Source organism: Liquorilactobacillus nagelii DSM 13675 (assembly GCF_019444005.1).
GTDB classification, from domain to species: domain Bacteria; phylum Bacillota; class Bacilli; order Lactobacillales; family Lactobacillaceae; genus Liquorilactobacillus; species Liquorilactobacillus nagelii.
The window spans coordinates 1,757,757-1,777,181 of sequence record NZ_CP049304.1; the positions used below are offsets into that span (position 1 = coordinate 1,757,757).

A 19,425-nucleotide genomic window follows, 5' to 3' on the forward strand; every position below is an offset into this window, starting at 1 on the left:
AAGAGTATTATACCAGAAAACCATCTATTAGTTGCTGTGAACAAAGTTTAAAGTTGTGCAAATGACAATTTTAAACTGCTCAATAATTGCTGCAAATCCAACGGCAATGGCGCTGTTACTTCAAGCTGTTGTTTTGAAAAAGGATCAAGAAACCTTAATCGCCATGCATGCAAGGCTTGGCGCGTAATCAAAGTTGTGTTACCACCATACAATTGATCGCCTAGCAGCGGATAGCCAAGAGCGCTAAAATGCAGTCTAATCTGATGATTTCTACCAGTATACAACTTTGCTTCAACCAAACTAGCAGCTTGATTCGCTTGCCTTACCCAGTATTCAGTCTGAGCACTTTGCCCATTGGCAGCAATAATTCGCTGTGGTTGTCCAACCACTCGTTTAATCGGTAAATCAATCAGTCCACTAATTGGTTCCACCAAGCCGTTAACAATTGCTAGATAACGTTTATCCATTGCATGTTCTTCAACTTGTGTTTCGATCATACTCTGTGCCAAATGATGTTTGGCAACCAAAACAAGCCCACTTGTAAACCGATCAAGGCGAGTAATAATATGCGGTATGCGATCAATCATGTTTTGTTTAATCATATATCCCTTGATTCGATTAACCAGCGTAGTTGTCTGATTAGTCGGCCCTGGGACGCTCGCTAGTCCTGCTGGTTTGTTAACAATTAACCAATTGGAATCTTCATACAAGACCTCTATTGGTGCAAAGTCAGCGACCAATTTTGAATTATTTTCAGGCGGAAAGATTAATTTAACTTCAGCATTTGAAACTGCCTTTGCTTTTAAATCAACCAGCTGACCATTCATCATTAACAATATTTCCCGACGACGAATTCTACTAAGTGTCCGCTGGCTTATCTGGTGTTTCAATAAAAACCTTTTTAGCGATAAATTTTCATTTGAAGTGTTCTTTATTACGTAATCCAAATTACTTTCCTTCTTATGATCGTTGCCGGCGCCGACCAATCCAACCAAGCAATAATCCCACCACACCAACAGCAAATAAACAAACTCCCACTAAGTTCAACTGTTTTGCTGTCAAATCAATTACGGAACCTGCAAGTCCAGACAAATCAAACTCCAGCTGACTTAGGCGCTCTGTCAACGGCAAAGCTGTCAACAGATAACTGCCTAATAAAATGATAATGCCTGCTGGTAAAGCGGCTAGTCCTAGATAATGAAGCCAGTTCCAAAAATTACGTTCACTTAACAATAATAAAACTAGCAAAACAACTGTCAAACTTAACGCAATTATTCCAACTTGCTGGTTCACTCTACGTGCAGCTGTAAAATCTTTAATTGGTTGCGCAAGTTTTTGAGTGTTTAGCTCAGTTTGCAATTCACTTTGCAAACCGCTTAATAGTGTACTAACTGCTGTTTGGTAAATGCTATTATCGGTTGGAATGCTTAACGCTGTTGCTTTTTCTTGTAGATTCTTTTTGACCTGTTGTTGAATTAACACTGTATCAACTGGCTGCGTTTTTCCAGCATAAATATTGCTAATTGCCGTCGTCAAATCTGCCTTAACCTGTTTTTCAGTCAACAAGCCCGTCGTCAAACGGCTTGGAATATTATATTCTTGTGCTGTTGCTGCTAGAACAGTGTTAAGTTTTTGATTGACTTCTTGGACAAACTCTTTTTGTGTGACAAACTGTTGCACTGTCGACTCATCAAATATTGTTACCCTTAAAGCATAGCTAAATCCCGACACGCAAAATGCTAGCAAAAGCAAAAAAGTCATCAAGCGTGTTAGCCCATGACCTCTTTGCTCTTTTTGTAAATAAACAGGTTTTTTCCTTCTGCTGAGCTCCATCAAGATCGTTCCCTTCGCTATTGTAAGCTAAGTATACGCTAGAAACTCAAATAAAGTAAAACATCTTAATCATTTCTTAGTTGAAAATAACGAGAGACGCCCCAGCTACCAGCTAAACCAACAATATTAGCAATTATTAAATCAATAAATGGCATCGTTGGATTCAAACTATCTCGTTTTTCGTAACCAAAAATAAAATTAACAATTGCCGTTGCCTGAGTTGAATGCATTCTTGTCCAATTAAATAGCAAAAGCAAAAAAACAATTCCGATGGCTGTCACGGCAATTAAAATCAGATATTTTTGTTTTCTGGGAAATAAGCTTAGAATTCCACCAACGAAATTAAAAAAGAAAACTAAGGTCAAAGCAAACAATAAGCCAAATAAAATTCCCAACAATTGATTCACTAATGGTGATTTAAAGTACGATCCATAAACCGACATATATAACGATGCTTGTTTCCAATTATGACCGTTTAGCGCACCACAAATCAAGAACCTGTATAGGTAGCCAACTAATTGAGTCAACAAAGTTAACCAAGTTAAAGCAATAATTTTTGCTTGCCAATAAGTTCGTCGCGAAATTCCATTTTGAATTAACAGTTTAAAATCATCATAGTGATACATAGCAATAACTGCTGCTAAAAGCAACAAAGTGAATCCAAGGGATGAATTCCGCAGTTCCCGAGACAAATTCAACTGTGAAAAGTTTCCTGACAACATTGATCCGAAAATTGGAAGTAATAATAATGCCAAGACAAGCCAGAGAAAAGCATAACTTAGCCGTTGCAGCATTTTTTGAAACAGATAAACTATAACAATTCTTCTTTGTGCTGGCATTATTTTCCGTCCTTTCGCCGATTGGTCAAATTAATAAACAACTGTTGCAGATCTAGTTGTTCAATCGAAACTGTGTCCGGCAACGGCCGCGAATCATCTAAATCATCATAAATATAGTAACTGCTGATTTTCCCTAATTTTTCCTGTCCAATCACATTTAAGCCAGCTACATATTCAGCTGCTTGTCTCGTCGGCCCTGTAATTAAATGTGACCGTGCTAAGACTGACTCAACCTGACCATCAAGCAACAATTTACCATGATCAACAATTAATACTTGTTCTAATAAACTTGCAACTTCTCCAATCAAATGAGTAGCAATTAAAAATGTTCGCGGTCGTTTCAAATAGTTATCTGCTAAAGCCCGATAGAACAGCTCCCGATGATTTGCATCCAAGCCTAATGTCGGTTCGTCAAATAGAATATATTCTGCTGGTACACATAAAGCGATTATCAATTTAAAGATACTCCGATATCCAGTTGAAAGTTTACCAAATCGCTGCTGTAAATCTAGTTCAAAATCAGCGGCTAAATCATAAGCTTGCTGATAATCAAAATCACCGTAAAATAATTCTGTTAGATGAAATAATTTAATCAGCTTGGTACTATCCGGATAAAGATTTTTTTCACTCATTAAATACATTTTTCGCAAAGCCTGATCATTGTCAAACGCCGATTGACCATCAACTAAGACTTCTCCCCCAGAAACTAAAATACGGTTAGTTAATGAATTTAAAATCGTACTTTTTCCAGCTCCATTACGGCCCAGCAGGCCATATATTTTACGTGGTTCCAATTGAAAACTAGTTGGTTCTAAAACAACCTGTTTATGAAACTTCTTCTGCAGTTGCTTAACTTCAATCCCTTTCATTCATTAAACCCCCGTTCAATCAGACTAATTAACTCATCTTTAGAAATCTGCAAGCGGCGGGCTTCCTTGATTAAATCGATAATTCGTTGCTGATAAAACTGATCGCGCCGCTGCTCGACAATTTTTTGATAAGCATGTGGTGTAACAAACATCCCGATTCCACGCTTTTTTACAATCAGTCCTTGATTTACCAATAAGTTCATCCCTTTAAGAACGGTTGCCGGATTAATATGGTAGCTGCGAGAAATTTCGGTTGTTGATGGAATTTGATCGTCTGCTGAATAAATTTTCGCCAAGATTGCTTCCATAATTTGTTCAGCTACCTGCAAATAGAGCGGCTCAGCACTATTAAAATTGAACTGCATCTAATTCACCTCATTATTGTCAATACACCACCAAGCATAGCCACTTTGAAGCCTATTTGTCAATTTCTCGCTTAAGAACGATTCGTTGGTAAACAAAACTCAAGAAACCATAATAGGCCAAATAAATTACTCCGAAAATTCCGAATGGCAGCCATAGTTGTTGATAGGGATTATTTAAAATTGATTTAAATAGCTTTAGGCCAAATAAAACATGCGTAACTCCCAAAATTGCCGGTAAAACAAACAGAATTGATATTTCTCGACGAACTGCCCAGTGTAAACTGCTTTCATGACTACCTAATTTGCGTAGCAATTGGTAACGTGGAATATCTGCAAAACTACCTGACAAAATTTTGAACATTAAACAACTGGCTAACATCGCCAAGAAAGAAATTCCCAATAAAACTGCCATAAACTCTAAACCAGAATAAAGTGTTTTCAACTGCAGATAACCCGTCCAGGCTCCCAACCACAAATTTGCTCTTTGAGCTGCGGGTGTCTTTTGCTGTTCACTCTTAGCAAGTTTTTTAAAAATAGCCGCATTTTGATTAAAACCATTTGCTCGTAAAAAGATCACCTGATGACGCGTTCCGCCCACAGCCGGACTACTTTCAACAACTACCTGATCAGTACTTTTACCAAGTCCAGAAGCCGTTTCTGTTAAATAACTCTTTAATTCTGTCGTTAGTAATTCTGGATTACCTCCAGAAACTTTTTTAATTTTAGCATCTGCTGCATTTTGCTGCATTTGAATTCGTTCAAAAGGCTGCTGGTTAAATTGCTGAGCTGTAAAAATTAATCGATTACCTTGTTTAAAGAAAGTATAACTGTTTTTTTGCTGAAGTGGCAACTTTTTAATCAAACGTTGCTGTTGAGCAGTTGGATCCACAATTCGCAAATCATAAGCACCGGTTAGCCGAGCATTATTTTCAATCGTTTGATATAAGCCAATTCCAACTGTAATTGCTCCCAAAGCCATCGCAAACATCATCGTAATCCCAGTCAAAACTTTTGTATAATCTGCGACCCGAAAACGTAACTGAGCAAGCGTAAAACCGTTCAATCCCTTTTGAGCGAATGAACGTTTAGCTAACCAATTTAAAAAGCTAACAATCACTGCTTTAAATAAGAAGTAGGTTCCACCGGTTAATGTTATTAATGCAATCAGCACCGTGTATTGTCGGTACATCATTGGCTTAGCCATAACATAGTAGCCAACTGCTAGTAACAGAATACCTGCAATTAATTGCAAAACTAACATTAATGGTTTTGATTGACGTAAATCCGCCTGCCGGTCTGCTTTCAATAATTGCAGAACTGGCTTTTTGGTCATCACAATTGTATTCCAACCTGCCGCTAAGAAAAACAGCCCTAAATAAACTAATAATGTCCAACTCACTGCTGGTAACCACCAAACTTGATAGCTCTTAGCTGCCGTACCAAGAAAACTAATAATTAAGCTACTCAAAGCTTGACTCAAGCCGAGGCCAACAACAATTCCTAAAACAGTGGCTGTCAAACCTAACAACATTGTTTCTAACCAAATCAACCGACCAATTCGACTTTTTCTGGTACCTAGCATGATGAATAAACCATAATCGCGTTGCCGCATGCCCAGTAAAAATGAATTAGCATAGTTTAAGTAGATTAAAGTCAGTAAACCTAATAGCACTGAACCAAATGAAAAAACGTAGCCAATCATCCCAGAAACACTTTGACCATTCATTTTCAGAAAACTTTCATTGGCAGCTAAAGTCTCAAAAACATAGAAAATTGCACTAGAAATTACTAAACCAGAAAATAATAACAAGTAATCTTTCCAACGATGACGAATACTGCTAAAAGCTAATTTAAATAGCATGTTGCCTTTTCCTCCTGAATTTTATTGTTCAAATGTTCCTAGCTGGTCTAAAATTTGTTGATAGAATTCTGTTCGTGATTGCTGTGGCTGGCGAACTAATTCATGACCGATTTGACCATCTTTAATAAAAATAATTCGGCGACAAAAACTTGCTGAAAAAGCATCGTGGGTTACCAACAGAATTGCTGTCTGACGTTGTTGATTAATCTCTTGCAATAACTCCAATAAACTACGAGCAGATTTTGAATCTAAAGCTCCAGTCGGTTCATCGCCAAACAAAATTTTAGGCTGGTTAATTAAAGCTCTTGCACAGGCAACTCGCTGTTTCTGCCCACCTGAGAGCTGAGCTGGGTATTTTTCTAATAAAGCCTTGATTCCCAATGATGAAGCAATCTGAGCTACTTTTTCAGTTAATTTTCCAGTTCTGCCTTGTAAAGACAACGGCAAACCAATATTCTGGGCAACAGTCAAATTATCTAACAAATTAAAATCTTGGAAAATAAATCCCATTTGTTCCGCACGAAAATCCGCTAAAGCATTGCCTTGCAAGCTGGTTACATCACGATCAGCAATGGTGACTGTTCCGGAAGTCGGACGATCAAAAGTTGCCAACATGTTCAACAGTGTAGTTTTTCCTGAACCGGATGCACCCATAACTCCGACAAAATCACCAGATTGAACCTCGAACGAAACATCTTTTAAAGCAGTATATTTTTTCTCTTGTTTTTTCCCGTACACTTTCTGCAGATGTTGTGCTTGAATTACTGAAACATTAGTCATATTTTTTCTCCTTGTTGTTTGGTTAATTACTTATGTAACTAACCATATAACATTAAATAACATTTGGCAAGTCATAAATTGAATTTTTTTATAGCAAAAAAGCCCCGTAAAAATTAGTTTTTAAACCAATCTTCCAGAGCTACTCCAGTTATTGAATTTTTCATTTACAATTTTTTCGTCTCAACAAAAACTTTAATCACGACTAATTTTAAATTGGTAAACCGCTAAGCCAGCACTACTAATCAATTTAATCATAATTCGTGCCATTTGCTCTGCTGGCAGTGGACAATCATTTTCCAGCCACCAGTAAACTGTGCTAATAAAAGTTGTTACTAGGTAGGAAATAATAAAGTCATTAGGAATCAATTGTGTGCCATCTTTGACCTGCAACCGCGAAAAAATATCGGCAAAACGTTCAGCCATAAATTGTTTAAAGGTACTCATTAAGATTAGATTATTGCGGCCCTTAAATGCTATCAAATAAAATTTCTTTTCCTGTTGTATCTGCAAGAAAAGTTTGGTAACTACCTGCTCTAATCGCTGCTCACGAATGACGTTCCCTGCCTCAACGATATTATCTTCGATACTTCCCAGCAACGGTTGCAGTGCAAAAGCAAAAACTTGATCTAAAACATCTTGCTTGTCTTTAAAGTGGCTGTAAAAAGTTGAACGATTAATTAAAGCACGTTGAGCAATATCTTGAACTGTGATTGTCGCTAAATCTTTCTCTAAAGTTAAATCTACAAATGCACGAAAAATTGCTTGTTTGGTTTTGATGACTCTTAGGTCTTCTTTTTTCATTTTCAGCCTCTTGTTAAAATTATCACCTAGAAACACAACACAAAAACAACACTTGTTGGTTATTCAACAGGTTACAGTTTATTGATCATTGATTATCAAAGTTTTCGAAGTAAAATAAACTATAGTTAGTATAAACGACACTTGTTGGTTATTCAACAAACAGTTAACAGCATCGTAATTTAGGGGGGAAATTTATGCAGCCGCAAAAATTATTCGGCGGAATTGATGTCGGCTCGACAACAATTAAAGTTGTTATTTTGAACGAGCAAAATCAGCCGCTTTATCAGACTTATCAACGTCATTTTTCTGATGTCAAACAAGCTAGTCAAAAAGTGTTGACTGAAGCCGCAAAAATAGTTGGTTTAGATTCACCAATTGCTTTTACAATCACTGGCTCTGGGGGAATGGGTTTAGCGGATGTTTTGAAACTCAAGTTTATTCAAGAAGTAATTGCGTGCACCAAAACTGTAGAAAAGATTTGTCCAGAAACTGATGTTGCCATCGAATTGGGTGGTGAAGACGCTAAAATCACCTTTTTTGGAGCTTCACTTGAACAAAAGATGAATGGTTCTTGTGCTGGTGGAACCGGTGCTTTTATTGATCAAATGGCAAGCCTTTTAAAAACTGATGCCAATGGTTTAAACGAGCTGGCTAAAGACTATCATCATCTTTATCCAATTGCTTCACGCTGCGGTGTTTTCGCTAAGACTGATATCCAGCCTTTAATTAATGATGGTGCTCGTCAAGCAGATTTAGCTGCCTCGATTTTCCAAGCCGTTGTAAATCAAACAATTGCTGGCTTAGCTTCTGGTCATAAGATCAAGGGGAAAGTTGCTTTTCTTGGCGGTCCACTATATTTTATGAGCGAACTACGACAAAGATTTATTGAGACGCTAAAACTAAAACCAGAAGATGTTATTTTTCCAACTGATCCACAACTTTTTGTTGCTAAAGGTGCGGCCTTTTTTGCTCATGAAGAAAAAACAACAACTTTGGGAAAGCTGATTGAATCCTTGCAAGACTCATCTCATGCACTACAACCAACTAAGTCATTGCGACCACTGTTTAAAAACCAAACTGAATTAACAGCATTTCGTCAGCGTCATGCAGCTGCTAAAGTTGATGCACGTCCCTTGGCTGATTACCATGGAAAAGCTTTCTTAGGAATTGATGCTGGCTCAACAACGACAAAAATTGTTTTAATGAGTGAAAACCAAAAAATTCTTTACACTGCTTACGCTAACAATGAGGGCGATCCGCTAAAAAAGACCATCAATTTATTAACTGAGATGTATCAACAATTACCAACTGATATTATAATTGTCAAAAGCTGTACAACCGGTTATGGTGAGCAGCTAATTAAAAGTGCTTTAAATGCTGATGAAGGTGAAGTTGAGACCGTCTCACACTACAAAGCTGCTCATCATTTTATGCCTGATGTCGATTTCATTTTAGATATTGGCGGTCAAGATATGAAAGCAATGCACATTAAAAATGGTGCCTTAGCAACAATCCAACTGAATGAAGCTTGTTCTTCCGGTTGCGGATCGTTTATCGAAACCTTTGCTCAATCTTTACGCTACAATGTTAAAGATTTTGCGCAGGCCGCTTTACTTTCACCCCACCCAGCCGATTTAGGATCACGCTGTACTGTCTTTATGCAATCACGCGTTAAGCAAGCTCAAAAAGAAGGCGCTACTGTCGGTGATATTTCTGCTGGTTTATCTATGTCAGTCATCAAAAATGCCCTTTTTAAAGTTATTAAAGCTCGTTCGGCCAAAGATCTAGGACAACATATTGTTTGCCAAGGTGGAACTTTTTATAATGAAGCCGTTTTGCGCTCTTTTGAATTGCTAAGCGGTCAAAATGTTATTCGGCCAAATATCGCTGGTTTAATGGGAGCTTTCGGGGCCGCTTTGATTGCCCAAGAACGAGCTGAGGCAGCTGATCGAACTAGTTTGCTGACCCCAGTTCAAATGGCTGGCCTCTCATCAACCAAAACTTTTGATCATTGTGGACGCTGTGAAAATAATTGTCTATTGACCATTACCTTATTTAATGATGGTCGTAAATTTATCACTGGTAATCGCTGTGAAAAAGGACTGCGCATCAAATTAAAACCGCAAGATCAGCGAACTAATTTAGTTAAAGAAAAACTGCGCAAGTTATTTTCTTATCGGCCATTACGAAAAAAGCTGGCAACGCGCGGAACCATTGGGATTCCCCGGGTCTTAAATATGTACGAAGATTACCCACTCTGGGCAACATTTTTCAAAAAGCTCGGAATTCGAGCTGAACTTTCAACTCGTTCTTCTGATGATATCTACGAAATGGGGATCGAAACAATTCCTAGTGATACTGCTTGCTATCCGGCAAAATTAGTCCATGGTCATGTTCAGTGGCTGATTAATCGCGGAATTAAGACAATTTTTTATCCTTGTGTTGTTTATGAACGCCAAGAAAAAGCTGCTGCCAATAATCATTTTAACTGTCCAATTGTTCAATCCTATCCAGATGTAATCCGCATGAATGTCGATGAAATTCGAAATGGTCAAGTTGATTATCGCAATCCCTATTTAAATTTAGCTGATTTTGAATCAACTGCCCAAAATCTCTTTCAGTCATTCCGGAACTTTGGCGTTAGCTTACGAGAGGTTAAACAAGCTTTACAAGCTGGTTTTGAAGAACTGGACAATTTCAAGCGCTGGATTCAAAATCGTGGTGAAGAAACTCTATTGCAGTTAAGGCAAACTGGACAACACGGAGTTGTTCTAGCTGGCCGGCCTTACCATTTAGATCCGCAAATCAATCGTGGAATTTCACAAATTATTTGTGCTGAAGGATTCAATGTTTTAACCGAAGATAGCATCTCACACTTAGGTGATGTTAGTGGATTACGGGTTGTTAATCAGTGGACTTATCATTCACGATTATATGCCGCCGCAAAAATTGCTGCTAAGACACCTGAATTAGAATTTGTTCAGTTAAATTCTTTTGGTTGTGGAATTGATGCTATTACTACTGATCAAGTTGAAGAAATCATGAGCCACTATAATCGTCTTTATACCGTCTTGAAGATTGATGAAGGAACTAACATTGGTGCAATTCGGATTCGAATTCGTTCCCTCAAAGCCGCTGTTTTAGAACGCCAGCAACGTCACCTGTTGCCACAAGCACAGCCCGATACAGTCAAACCAGTGGTATTTACTCCGGAAATGAAAAAAAATTACACCCTGCTACTGCCAATGTTGTCGCCAATTCATCAATCTGGTTTGATTGATCTTGCTTTACAAGCTTCTGGCTACCATGTAGTCAATTTACCGGTCAAGCGCCAGCGTTCAGTTGATGAAGGAACCAAATATGTTAATAATGATGCCTGCTATCCAGCTATTATCACGATTGGTCAGATGATTGAGGCCCTTAAGAGTGGCAAATATGATCTAAATCAAACTGCTGTAATGATGAGTCAAACTGGTGGTGGTTGTCGAGCTACGAATTATATTCCTTTGATTCGCAAAGCATTAAAAGATGCTGGTTTTCCGCAAGTACCAGTAATTTCTTTGTCATTAGGTGCTCAAGGAACTGAAAAAGCTCCTGGCTTTAAATTTACCTTACCATTAGTTAAGCGTGCTGCCTTAGCCTTTTTGTACGGCGATCTCTTTGAAAAAGTTGTTTATCGCACGCGCCCTTACGAAGAAGTTCCTGGCTCAGTTGATCAATTACATCAGCAATGGTTAGCAGTTGTTGGACCAAATGTCGAAAATGGCAGTTTCCATGAATTCAAACAAAATGTTGCTCAGATCGTTACTGATTTCGATCGAATTGCTTTAAAGAAAATGGTCAAACCACGTGTCACTCTTGTTGGAGAAATCCTAGTCAAATATTCGCCAATTGCTAATAATGATTTAGTTCGTTTGCTTGAAACTGAAGGCGCCGAAGCCGTCTGTCCGGACATTGTTGGCTTTATGAATTATTCTCTCTTTAATCAAATCTACAAACACGATCACCTTGGTTCATCACTGAAAAACAAATGGCTGGCTGAATTAGCTTTAAAATTGATTCAGCAATGTGAAAAACCGTTAAACAAAGCTTTAAAAAAATCGCACCGTTTTAGTAGCATTGAAGCCATTGATCAAATTGCTGATGGTGCCAAATCAATTATCAATCTAGGCAATCAAACTGGTGAAGGCTGGTTTTTAACTGGTGAAATGGTTGCAAGCCTAAAACAAGGTATCAATAATATCATCTGTATGCAGCCATTCGGTTGCCTGCCTAATCATATTGTTGGTAAAGGAGTCGTCAAAGAATTGCGTCACCAGTATCCACAAGCTAATATTGCCTTAATTGATTACGATCCGAGTTTGTCGACGGTTAATCAATTGAATCGGATTCGACTAATGTTAGCAACTGCTAAGAAGAATTTAAATAATACTTCGTTGGCACCTGATAACGCTGCTAAAGTAAAAAGTTCCTAGGGAGCAGTTGGCAAACGCCAAGCTATTGACGCAGATTAAACTATAATAGCTTTTTAGCTTCCCATTCGATTGGCTAAGTTCTTATTACTGTAATTTAGTTTTGTATTTTTTATAATATCTTCACACCTTAAAAACCATTATTTCAAACAAAATGAAATGGCAATTTAATTTCTATACAATATTTAAATAAAAGTGCCCTTTAAAGGGCACTTTTATTTATTCCATATATCATTTATTATGTAGTATGATGTAAAAGCTATTAATTTAAATTAAGTTAGGAGTGTCAGAGTTGAATTTTTTTAAAAATAAAAAAATTTTGTCTACTCAATTAATACTGTTCCTTTTCATTTGGTTCTGGACATTTATTACCCCTTTAAGCATGGATGATTTACAATCAAGCCACTTAACTTCTATTCAAATACTCAGATTTTCTAAAGAAGAATGGTTTAATTGGAATGGTCGTTTCTTTGGACAAACCATTTTTAGATTCATGGCTTCTGGCAATAGACTATTCTGGTCCATGACAAATGGGCTTGTTTTTGTTGCACTTATAACTTTAATTGCAAGTTTGTCAACTAAACAGAAATTTGAACACATTCACTTTACTCGTTTTATCGCTATTTCCATGGCTTGTTTAGTTTTTATTCCAAACTTTGGCGAAACTATTTTATGGCGTGCAGGTTCTGGAAATTACTTATGGATGACCGTTGCTAATCTTTTTTTAATATGGATATATGTAAAAACTGATTTTTTAATGGGTAATTTTAAGCGTTCGTATCTAATTCCTTTATTGCCCTTTATGTTATTAGCCTTAATAACAGGTTGGTCTAATGAGAATACTGCTGGAGGCACATTGATAATATTAATCGCACATTCATTTTTATTATTAAAGAATCGAGTAAAAATTAATTTTATATATATATTAGGCCTAGTTTTTTTCATTCTTGGCTATCTGGCTTTACTGCTTGCACCAGGAAATAAAATTCGAGCACTTAAATCTCTCGGTGCAGCTTATTTTAAAAAACCATTTTTCACTCGTTTTTCTGATAATTTCATCGCTGTAACTAAAACCGTCTTTTCCTCTAATATGGATAAACTACTGTTAGTATCTATCGTTATAGCTATCGTTTTATCTTTGAATTTTTGGTTGAATAAGACTGCATTTATAAATGGCCTTACATGGTCTTTTTCCGGAATGGCTATCATTTATGCTCTTTCTTTTGCTCCTTTGGGTCAAAATGAAGCTCGAGCATATTTCGGAGGTATCATATATCTATTAATTAGTTTATTTTCATTAATTCCATCGAAAAAGTTATTTAATAAAAGTTTTGATGGAATAATTATTCAACTAGGTTTCACTTTCCTACTTTTTTTTGGTCTTATAATTGTTTCTACAGGGTTCTTAGATTCCTACCAATCATCTTTAGCTATCAAGAACAGATACTCATTTGTCAGCACTGAAGGGCAAAAAACCAATTATAACAAAATAATAAAGGTTCCAGCTTTAGCTTATATACCTCAAACACCGTATAGTGTAGATTATCCTTTTAACGAACTTAAAGCTGATCCAAACGCTTATCCTAATTTTCTTTATCATGATTATTTAAGAGTCAAAGGAGTTGTTCTAGAAAAGTAACTAGGTAATTAAAGTTCTTTAAAAAATGCTCTGATTTATTACAATTTGAAGGGAAAAACTCATGAAATCACTCGACAAATTTAAAAATTCTTTTATAGTTGTTATATTTACCTTTTTAATTTTTTTAACTTTCATTGGTAGCATCCGTTCTACTAATTTAATTATTGCAAATACAAGTGCTAGAATTTTTATCATTCCTATTTTGGCTTTCATAGCATGGATACTTCATAAATATACTAATTTTTGGTTTCTAATTTCCCATTACTCTCTAGTTTTAGCTGTTGCTTCATTCTGTTTTGTCGTTTTTTTTCAATTCTATATGATTTTTCAAACCCATCCACCAATTGGATTTGATTTATGGGCTTTTTATAATGCAAATTTCTTAAAACACTTCCAAGCTGAATCAACTTACTTCAGCTTATATCCTAACAATTTATTACTGTTTTTAATCCAGCACAAATTCATAACATTAGTTGGCACAAGTCGTTACTGGTTGCGGCTAGATTTATTAAATGTAATTTTAGTAGATTTAAGTGCTTTAATAGGTATACTAGCTAGCTACTTATACCATAAAGTAGAGCTAACAAAAGCAATTTGGACGTATACAATTTGGTTACTTTTCTTTCCAATGATTATTGTGCCTTATTCAGATACATTTGTGCTCCCACTAGTTTCATCAATTCTACTTCTTTTTGTTATTTTTATTAAATACACAAACACAAAAAGCAAATTTGCATCCTCCTTATTTTTAGGAATGCTAACTAGTTTAACTTATTTTATGAAGCCATCTGCTATTATTCCTCTTATTGCATTCGCCATAATGAACTTATTCAATTTTAGAAAATTAAACAAAAAATCACTACTAATCATCTTTGTGTTTTTCATTTCTTTGATTAGTTCATACACAGTGATTAATCATCAGCTATCTGCTCAGAATTATATTAAAATAAACAAAACTCAACATATGCCAATTGCTCATTTCATTGATATTGGTATGAGTGGGGCTAAGGGAGGTTATGATCAGCAATCGTTCAATAAAATGTCCGCTTTAAAAAATACTAAGCAGCGAAAAGCATATTCTATCAAAAATATAAAAAGTACATTAACAACTAGAGGTCCGCTAGGATATATAAAATTTTTAGTAGCAAAGCAAGGCTATAATACTGCCGATGGAACTTTTGGTTGGTTACAAGAAGGGAATTTTATAAAAGCTAGTTCTAAAAGAAATTCTAATATTTTTAAAAATTACTTATATCCAGATGGAAAATACCTTTCAGATTTTAAATTTATTGCTCAACTTATTTGGATTCTCTGTTTGGGCATTTTATTACTCGGTTTTCGACAACAAGACTTTCTGGAAAACACTTTACGTCTTGGAATTATCGGGGGATTTATTTTTCTTCTTCTTTTTGAGGGCGGTAGAAGCAGATATATGATTCAGTTTCTTCCTATGATTTTAATCATGACTATTATGACTTTTAACACTAGTATTTTGAAAATAAAAAATATAATTGCAACAATTACGGATTAAAATTCTCGCTGTCAATTAAAAATTATATAAAATGGCCTCCAAAAGTTGAATTTTTCTACTTTTGGGGGCCGTTTTAATAAACTAAGAAGTATATTATTTATTACACTCGTTTAATAACTTTAAAACAACTTTCTGATGGAACTAATTTGAAATCTACAAATTCAGTAGTAATAAATTCACCTAAATCTTGATCATCATGGATAAATTCAAAATCGAGTTGGTCAAGTTGCTGCTGTTGAGCGGACAAATTAACTACATAAAGAGCTAATTGTTCTGGAGTACTCCGAATAATTGCCAAGCAACTAGCTGTCGTTCCTAAAATCAAATTTCCCTGTTGTAAAACAGTTTGTGTTTTGCGTCGTTCAATCCAACGATGTACATAAGCAAAAATTGTTTGGTCGATTTTATTCCAAGGAAAGAAACCTCTATTTAGTGGGTCTTTACCACCTTTCATTCCGGCTTCATCACCATAATAGATACAAGGAACTCCTGGCAACATAAACAACAAATCCCAAGCTAGTTTTAATCGAGCTCGATCTTCTCCAACCGCTGTAAAAATTCTTTCAGTATCGTGGGTACCGAGATTATTAAGCGAATTATAGTAAAACTCTGGTGGGTAGTTTTCTTGTAAGCTCATTATTTCTCGAGCGTTTTGAGCCGTTGATCGCGTTGGCCTGTATGCAAGAAGATCCAGTAGGCAATGTCGCAACGGGTAATTCATTACCCCATCAAGTTCATCTCCCAGAGGATAGTTTTTACGCTGATTGTAAGCTATTTTATTCGAAGCATCTTCCCAAACTTCACCTAGCAAAACTTTTTTGGTTGAAAATTCTTGTAGTCGCTGGTGAATTTTTTGAATAAAATCATCAGGTAATTCATCAGCCACGTCTAAACGCCAACCATCCACTCCTAAATCTGTCCATTTTTGAATTACGCTATTCTCAGTGCCATAAATCAGCTGGCGAAAAGCCGGCTGATTTTTATTCACTCTTGGCAAGTCTTTAACCCCCCACCAAGATTCATAATCAGTTGGATAATTTTCAAAATCAAACCAATCACGATACGGACTATGCGGGTCTTGGGCCGCTCCTTGATCAGCGCCATAAAATAGCTGCTGAGCATTAAAATATTTACTATCTTTGCCAACATGATTAAAAACACCATCTAAAATTAGATGCATCCCTGCTTGATGAAGCTGTTGAGTCAATTCTTTAAAGTCAGCTTCCGTTCCCAAAATTGGATCAATCTTCAAATAATCATTCGTGTCATAGCGATGTGAACTACTAGCGAAAAAAATGGGATTTAAATAAATTCCTGTAATTCCCAATTTTTTCAAATAAGGAATCTTAGCTATAATCCCTTGCAAATTGCCACCAAAAAAATCCCATCTAACTACCTCACCCGCCTGATTTTTAATATAATACGGTGTATCCTCTGGAGTAGCATAGATAAAGGTATTCTTACGTCTAGCATTAATTTCACCATTAGGATTGCCATTGTAAAACCGATCCGGGAAGATTTGATAGAACACCCCATTACGATACCATTCAGGGGAAACTGCTGGCTTTTGGTAACACGTCAGTTGATATGATTTCAAATTATCAATCGTAGTTAGGCGTCCTGGACCGCCAAAGCCATCATCGGCCGCTCCATAAAAATATACCGCCTGTTGATCGTCATGTTGAATTACAATTTTAAAGTAGTAATAGTATAATCCTGCCTTAGTTGGCGTAAAAGTTGCCTGATAAATTCCTGCTGCAACTAAATGCAACGGGTAATTTTCCGAAGTCATCTGCCGATCAGGATGCACCATCAACTCCACTGATAACAATGGTTGCTCAATCACCAGGCGCAAATTAATCGTAACTGGTTGTTTGGCTTGGACTGCACCAAAAGGTTTTTTATATTTCTCTAACCATGAGTTATAGCGGATATCCAACATTCACACCACCTTTTTGTGCTACTGATCTAACATTCCAGATTTCACTCGCATATTTTTTAACTGTTCCATCAGATGAAAAATGACAAGCATTTGCAATATTGATCAAACTCATCTGCTGCCATTTATGCTGATCACGATAAGTTTCATCTACTTGATCTTGAATTCGTAAATACGCTTCAAAGTCCCGTAAAACAAAATAATCATCATTTAAGTATGTCAAAGAATCAAAAATTTCATGCCCTTCAGCTGAAATATTCGGAATCGTACCATCAACTAACGTATTAAGAACACGATGAATCAGTGGATTTTGCTGATAATAATCTAAACTATGATAAGAATGGTCTTGATAGTATTGATATACTTCTTGTTTAGTTAAACCAAAAATAAAAATATTGTCGGCACCAACTTGTTCCTTTATTTCAATATTTGCTCCATCTAAGGTGGCAACCGTCAAAGCCCCGTTTAGCATCAACTTCATATTGCTAGTACCAGAAGCCTCTTTTGAAGCCGTTGAGATTTGTTCACTGACATCAGCCGCTGGAATAATTTGTTCAGCTAATGAAACGCCGTAATTTTCCAAAAAAATTACTTTTAGTTTATCTTGGATTGTTTGATCATGATTGATTAGTGCAGCTGTCTCATTAATACATTTAATAATTGATTTAGCGTAATGATAGCTTGGAGCCGCCTTTGCTCCAAAAATAAATACTCGCGGCACAATTGCTAAATCCGGATTTTCTTTCAAGTCGAGATATAACTTGATTATCCGCAGCAAATTAAGCAGCTGCCGCTTATAAGCATGCAGTCGTTTAATTTGTACGTCAAAAATAGCCTGCGGATTAACCGTCACTCCGGTTTGTTGCTTAATCACCTTAGCTAAACGCTGCTTATTAGCTAATTTAACCTGAACTAATTGATCCAGTAGTTGCGAATCAGCCTGATGATCTAATAATTGCTGCAATTGATTAGCATCTTGCCGCCAATTACGACCAATCGTTTGATCAATAACCTCAGCCAACCGCGGATTTGCTAATTGCAGCCAACGTCTAGTCGCAATTCCATTGGTTTTATTGTTGAACCGTTCTGGATAAAGCGTATAAAAGTCATGCAAAACATCTGATTCTAATAGATCAGTATGTAATTGAGCAACTCCATTAGTACTATGCGATCCAATAATCGCTAAATGTGCCATGTGAACTTTACCGCCCGAAATAATCCGTGTCCGTTCAATCAACTGGCCATCTGTTTTCCCTGCTAATGCAGTCACAAATCGATGATCAATTTCTGCAATTATCTGCAAAATTCGCGGCTGGATTTCATTCATCAGCGGAATATCCCATGTTTCCAACGCTTCTGCCATAATTGTATGATTAGTATAGCTCATCACCTTGACGGTTTGCTCCCAAGCTTTTTCCCATGACAAGTGCTCTTCATCCAATAAAATTCGCATTAATTCAGCCACACACATTGCTGGATGAGTATCGTTAATATGAATTGCAACTCGTTGGCTAATTTGATCTAATGCTTCATGATATTTTTTGTAATGACGCACAATACTTTGAATTCCAGCAGAAACAAAAAAATATTCCTGCTTTAACCGTAAGCGACGACCAGATTCATTTGAATCATCTGGATAAAGAACAGCTGTGATATCTTCAATCTGCCGCCGATCTTCAATTGTGGGATACTGGCTTTCTGCTTCGTCAGGAATTTCTGCACTCCATAGACGCAAAGTATTAACATGCTGATTATGATAACCAACCATGCCAACGTCATAAGGAACTGCTTGAATCAAAATAGCATCCTCATAGACTGGTTTCAAGTAATCATTTTCCTGAACCAAATTGACATGGCCTCCCATGGTAACTGTAACTGCTTTGCTAGCACGTCTAATTTCCCAAGCATTACCTGCCGCAGTTTTCAACCATTCATCTGGTAATTCAACTTGATAACCATTAACAAAGCGTTGCTTGAATAAACCATATTTATAAAGAATGCCATTGCCATTAACTGGATACCCTTCTGAAGCTAGTGAATCTAAAGTCAGCTGCTAGACGACCTAAGCCGCCATTTCCTAAGGCCATATCTGGTTCAACAGCCGCAACTTTTTCAAAGTCTAACCCTAGTTCCTGAAAAGCATCAACCACTAGTTGATACCAACCCATATTCAATAAATTGCTTTTTAATAATTTACCGGGTAGAAATTCAATTGAAAAATAATAAGCTTGTTTTTCATTTTCCTTCAAGTAGTCTTTCCATGTGTGTCGCCAAATTGCTGAGTACGATGATTTTACTAAAGAACATAAAGTATCATACAGCTCACTATCAGTCGCATCGCTAACATCTAATGCATACTTTTGCCCTAAACGTTTTTTAAAGTTTTCAATAAAAGCTGTTTTAGTTAATTCCATTTTTGGCTTCTCCTCCTCATTCAAAACCTGTTATAATCATTACTTTAAATAAAAACGGTGACACTACTCCAGTTGATCACCG

General features: G+C 36.5%; 12 protein-coding genes and 1 pseudogene. 3 read left to right on the forward strand and 10 right to left on the reverse strand.

The window, feature by feature from the left end:
* Positions 1-47 precede the first annotated feature (47 nt).
* The 8 genes from G6O73_RS09005 to G6O73_RS09040 form a co-directional block, all read right to left on the reverse strand.
* On the reverse strand, positions 48-947 hold the full coding sequence (locus tag G6O73_RS09005) for an RluA family pseudouridine synthase (RefSeq protein ID WP_057886648.1): 900 nt from the start codon (positions 945-947) through the stop codon (positions 48-50).
* A gap of 13 nt (positions 948-960) precedes the next feature.
* Positions 961-1,833: a hypothetical protein gene (locus G6O73_RS09010; RefSeq protein WP_057886647.1), complete on the reverse strand. Its 873-nt coding sequence runs from the start codon at positions 1,831-1,833 to the stop codon at positions 961-963.
* 65 nt (positions 1,834-1,898) lie between these two features.
* Positions 1,899-2,672: a hypothetical protein gene (locus G6O73_RS09015; RefSeq protein ID WP_057886646.1), complete on the reverse strand. Its 774-nt coding sequence runs from the start codon at positions 2,670-2,672 to the stop codon at positions 1,899-1,901.
* Positions 2,672-3,541, reverse strand: coding sequence for an ATP-binding cassette domain-containing protein (locus G6O73_RS09020; protein WP_057886645.1), 870 nt, complete (start codon positions 3,539-3,541; stop codon positions 2,672-2,674). Before G6O73_RS09020 ends, G6O73_RS09015 begins: the two co-directional genes overlap by 1 nt.
* On the reverse strand, positions 3,538-3,906 hold the full coding sequence (locus tag G6O73_RS09025) for a GntR family transcriptional regulator (protein ID WP_057886644.1): 369 nt from the start codon (positions 3,904-3,906) through the stop codon (positions 3,538-3,540). Before G6O73_RS09025 ends, G6O73_RS09020 begins: the two co-directional genes overlap by 4 nt.
* A gap of 52 nt (positions 3,907-3,958) precedes the next feature.
* Complete coding sequence (locus G6O73_RS09030) at positions 3,959-5,767, reverse strand: FtsX-like permease family protein (RefSeq protein ID WP_057886643.1); 1,809 nt, start codon at positions 5,765-5,767, stop codon at positions 3,959-3,961.
* Positions 5,768-5,788: 21 nt separating this feature from the next.
* Positions 5,789-6,547: an ABC transporter ATP-binding protein gene (locus G6O73_RS09035; RefSeq protein ID WP_057886642.1), complete on the reverse strand. Its 759-nt coding sequence runs from the start codon at positions 6,545-6,547 to the stop codon at positions 5,789-5,791.
* A gap of 192 nt (positions 6,548-6,739) precedes the next feature.
* The gene (locus G6O73_RS09040) at positions 6,740-7,348 is read right to left on the reverse strand and encodes a TetR/AcrR family transcriptional regulator (protein ID WP_057886641.1); all 609 of its coding nucleotides are present in this window, start codon (positions 7,346-7,348) and stop codon (positions 6,740-6,742) included.
* A 194-nt stretch (positions 7,349-7,542) separates the two neighbouring features.
* Between G6O73_RS09040 and G6O73_RS09045 the strand changes: the two genes are divergently transcribed.
* The 3 genes from G6O73_RS09045 (at position 7,543) to G6O73_RS09055 (ending at position 14,990) form a co-directional block, all read left to right on the forward strand.
* Entirely contained in the window at positions 7,543-11,823 is a 4,281-nt protein-coding gene (locus tag G6O73_RS09045) for a 2-hydroxyacyl-CoA dehydratase (RefSeq protein ID WP_057886640.1), read from the forward strand.
* 280 nt (positions 11,824-12,103) lie between these two features.
* Positions 12,104-13,459 carry a DUF3329 domain-containing protein gene (locus G6O73_RS09050; protein WP_245002955.1) on the forward strand — a complete coding sequence of 452 codons (1,356 nt, stop codon included), beginning with the start codon at positions 12,104-12,106 and terminating at the stop codon, positions 13,457-13,459.
* Between the two features lie 61 nt (positions 13,460-13,520).
* The gene (locus tag G6O73_RS09055) at positions 13,521-14,990 is read left to right on the forward strand and encodes a glycosyltransferase family protein (RefSeq protein ID WP_083478555.1); all 1,470 of its coding nucleotides are present in this window, start codon (positions 13,521-13,523) and stop codon (positions 14,988-14,990) included.
* Between the two features lie 100 nt (positions 14,991-15,090).
* On the opposite strand, the gene G6O73_RS09060 is transcribed toward G6O73_RS09055, so the two are convergent.
* A complete protein-coding gene (locus tag G6O73_RS09060) occupies positions 15,091-16,932 on the reverse strand; it encodes a glycoside hydrolase family 13 protein (protein WP_157056710.1) in 1,842 nt (613 codons plus the stop codon).
* Positions 16,913-19,343, reverse strand: a pseudogene (locus G6O73_RS09065) (glycogen/starch/alpha-glucan phosphorylase). Before G6O73_RS09065 ends, G6O73_RS09060 begins: the two are co-directional and overlap by 20 nt.
* Between the last annotated feature and the right edge of the window lie 82 nt (positions 19,344-19,425).

Coding starts and splice junctions, on each gene's coding strand:
- G6O73_RS09010 (WP_057886647.1), bottom strand. CDS start 1,833: ATGGAGCTCAGCAGAAGGAAAAAACCTGTTTATTTACAAAAAGAGCAA.
- G6O73_RS09015 (WP_057886646.1), bottom strand. CDS start 2,672: ATGCCAGCACAAAGAAGAATTGTTATAGTTTATCTGTTTCAAAAAATG.
- G6O73_RS09020 (WP_057886645.1), bottom strand. CDS start 3,541: ATGAAAGGGATTGAAGTTAAGCAACTGCAGAAGAAGTTTCATAAACAG.
- G6O73_RS09025 (WP_057886644.1), bottom strand. CDS start 3,906: ATGCAGTTCAATTTTAATAGTGCTGAGCCGCTCTATTTGCAGGTAGCT.
- G6O73_RS09030 (WP_057886643.1), bottom strand. CDS start 5,767: ATGCTATTTAAATTAGCTTTTAGCAGTATTCGTCATCGTTGGAAAGAT.
- G6O73_RS09035 (WP_057886642.1), bottom strand. CDS start 6,547: ATGACTAATGTTTCAGTAATTCAAGCACAACATCTGCAGAAAGTGTAC.
- G6O73_RS09040 (WP_057886641.1), bottom strand. CDS start 7,348: ATGAAAAAAGAAGACCTAAGAGTCATCAAAACCAAACAAGCAATTTTT.
- G6O73_RS09045 (WP_057886640.1), top strand. CDS start 7,543: ATGCAGCCGCAAAAATTATTCGGCGGAATTGATGTCGGCTCGACAACA.
- G6O73_RS09055 (WP_083478555.1), top strand. CDS start 13,521: ATGAAATCACTCGACAAATTTAAAAATTCTTTTATAGTTGTTATATTT.
- G6O73_RS09060 (WP_157056710.1), bottom strand. CDS start 16,932: ATGTTGGATATCCGCTATAACTCATGGTTAGAGAAATATAAAAAACCT.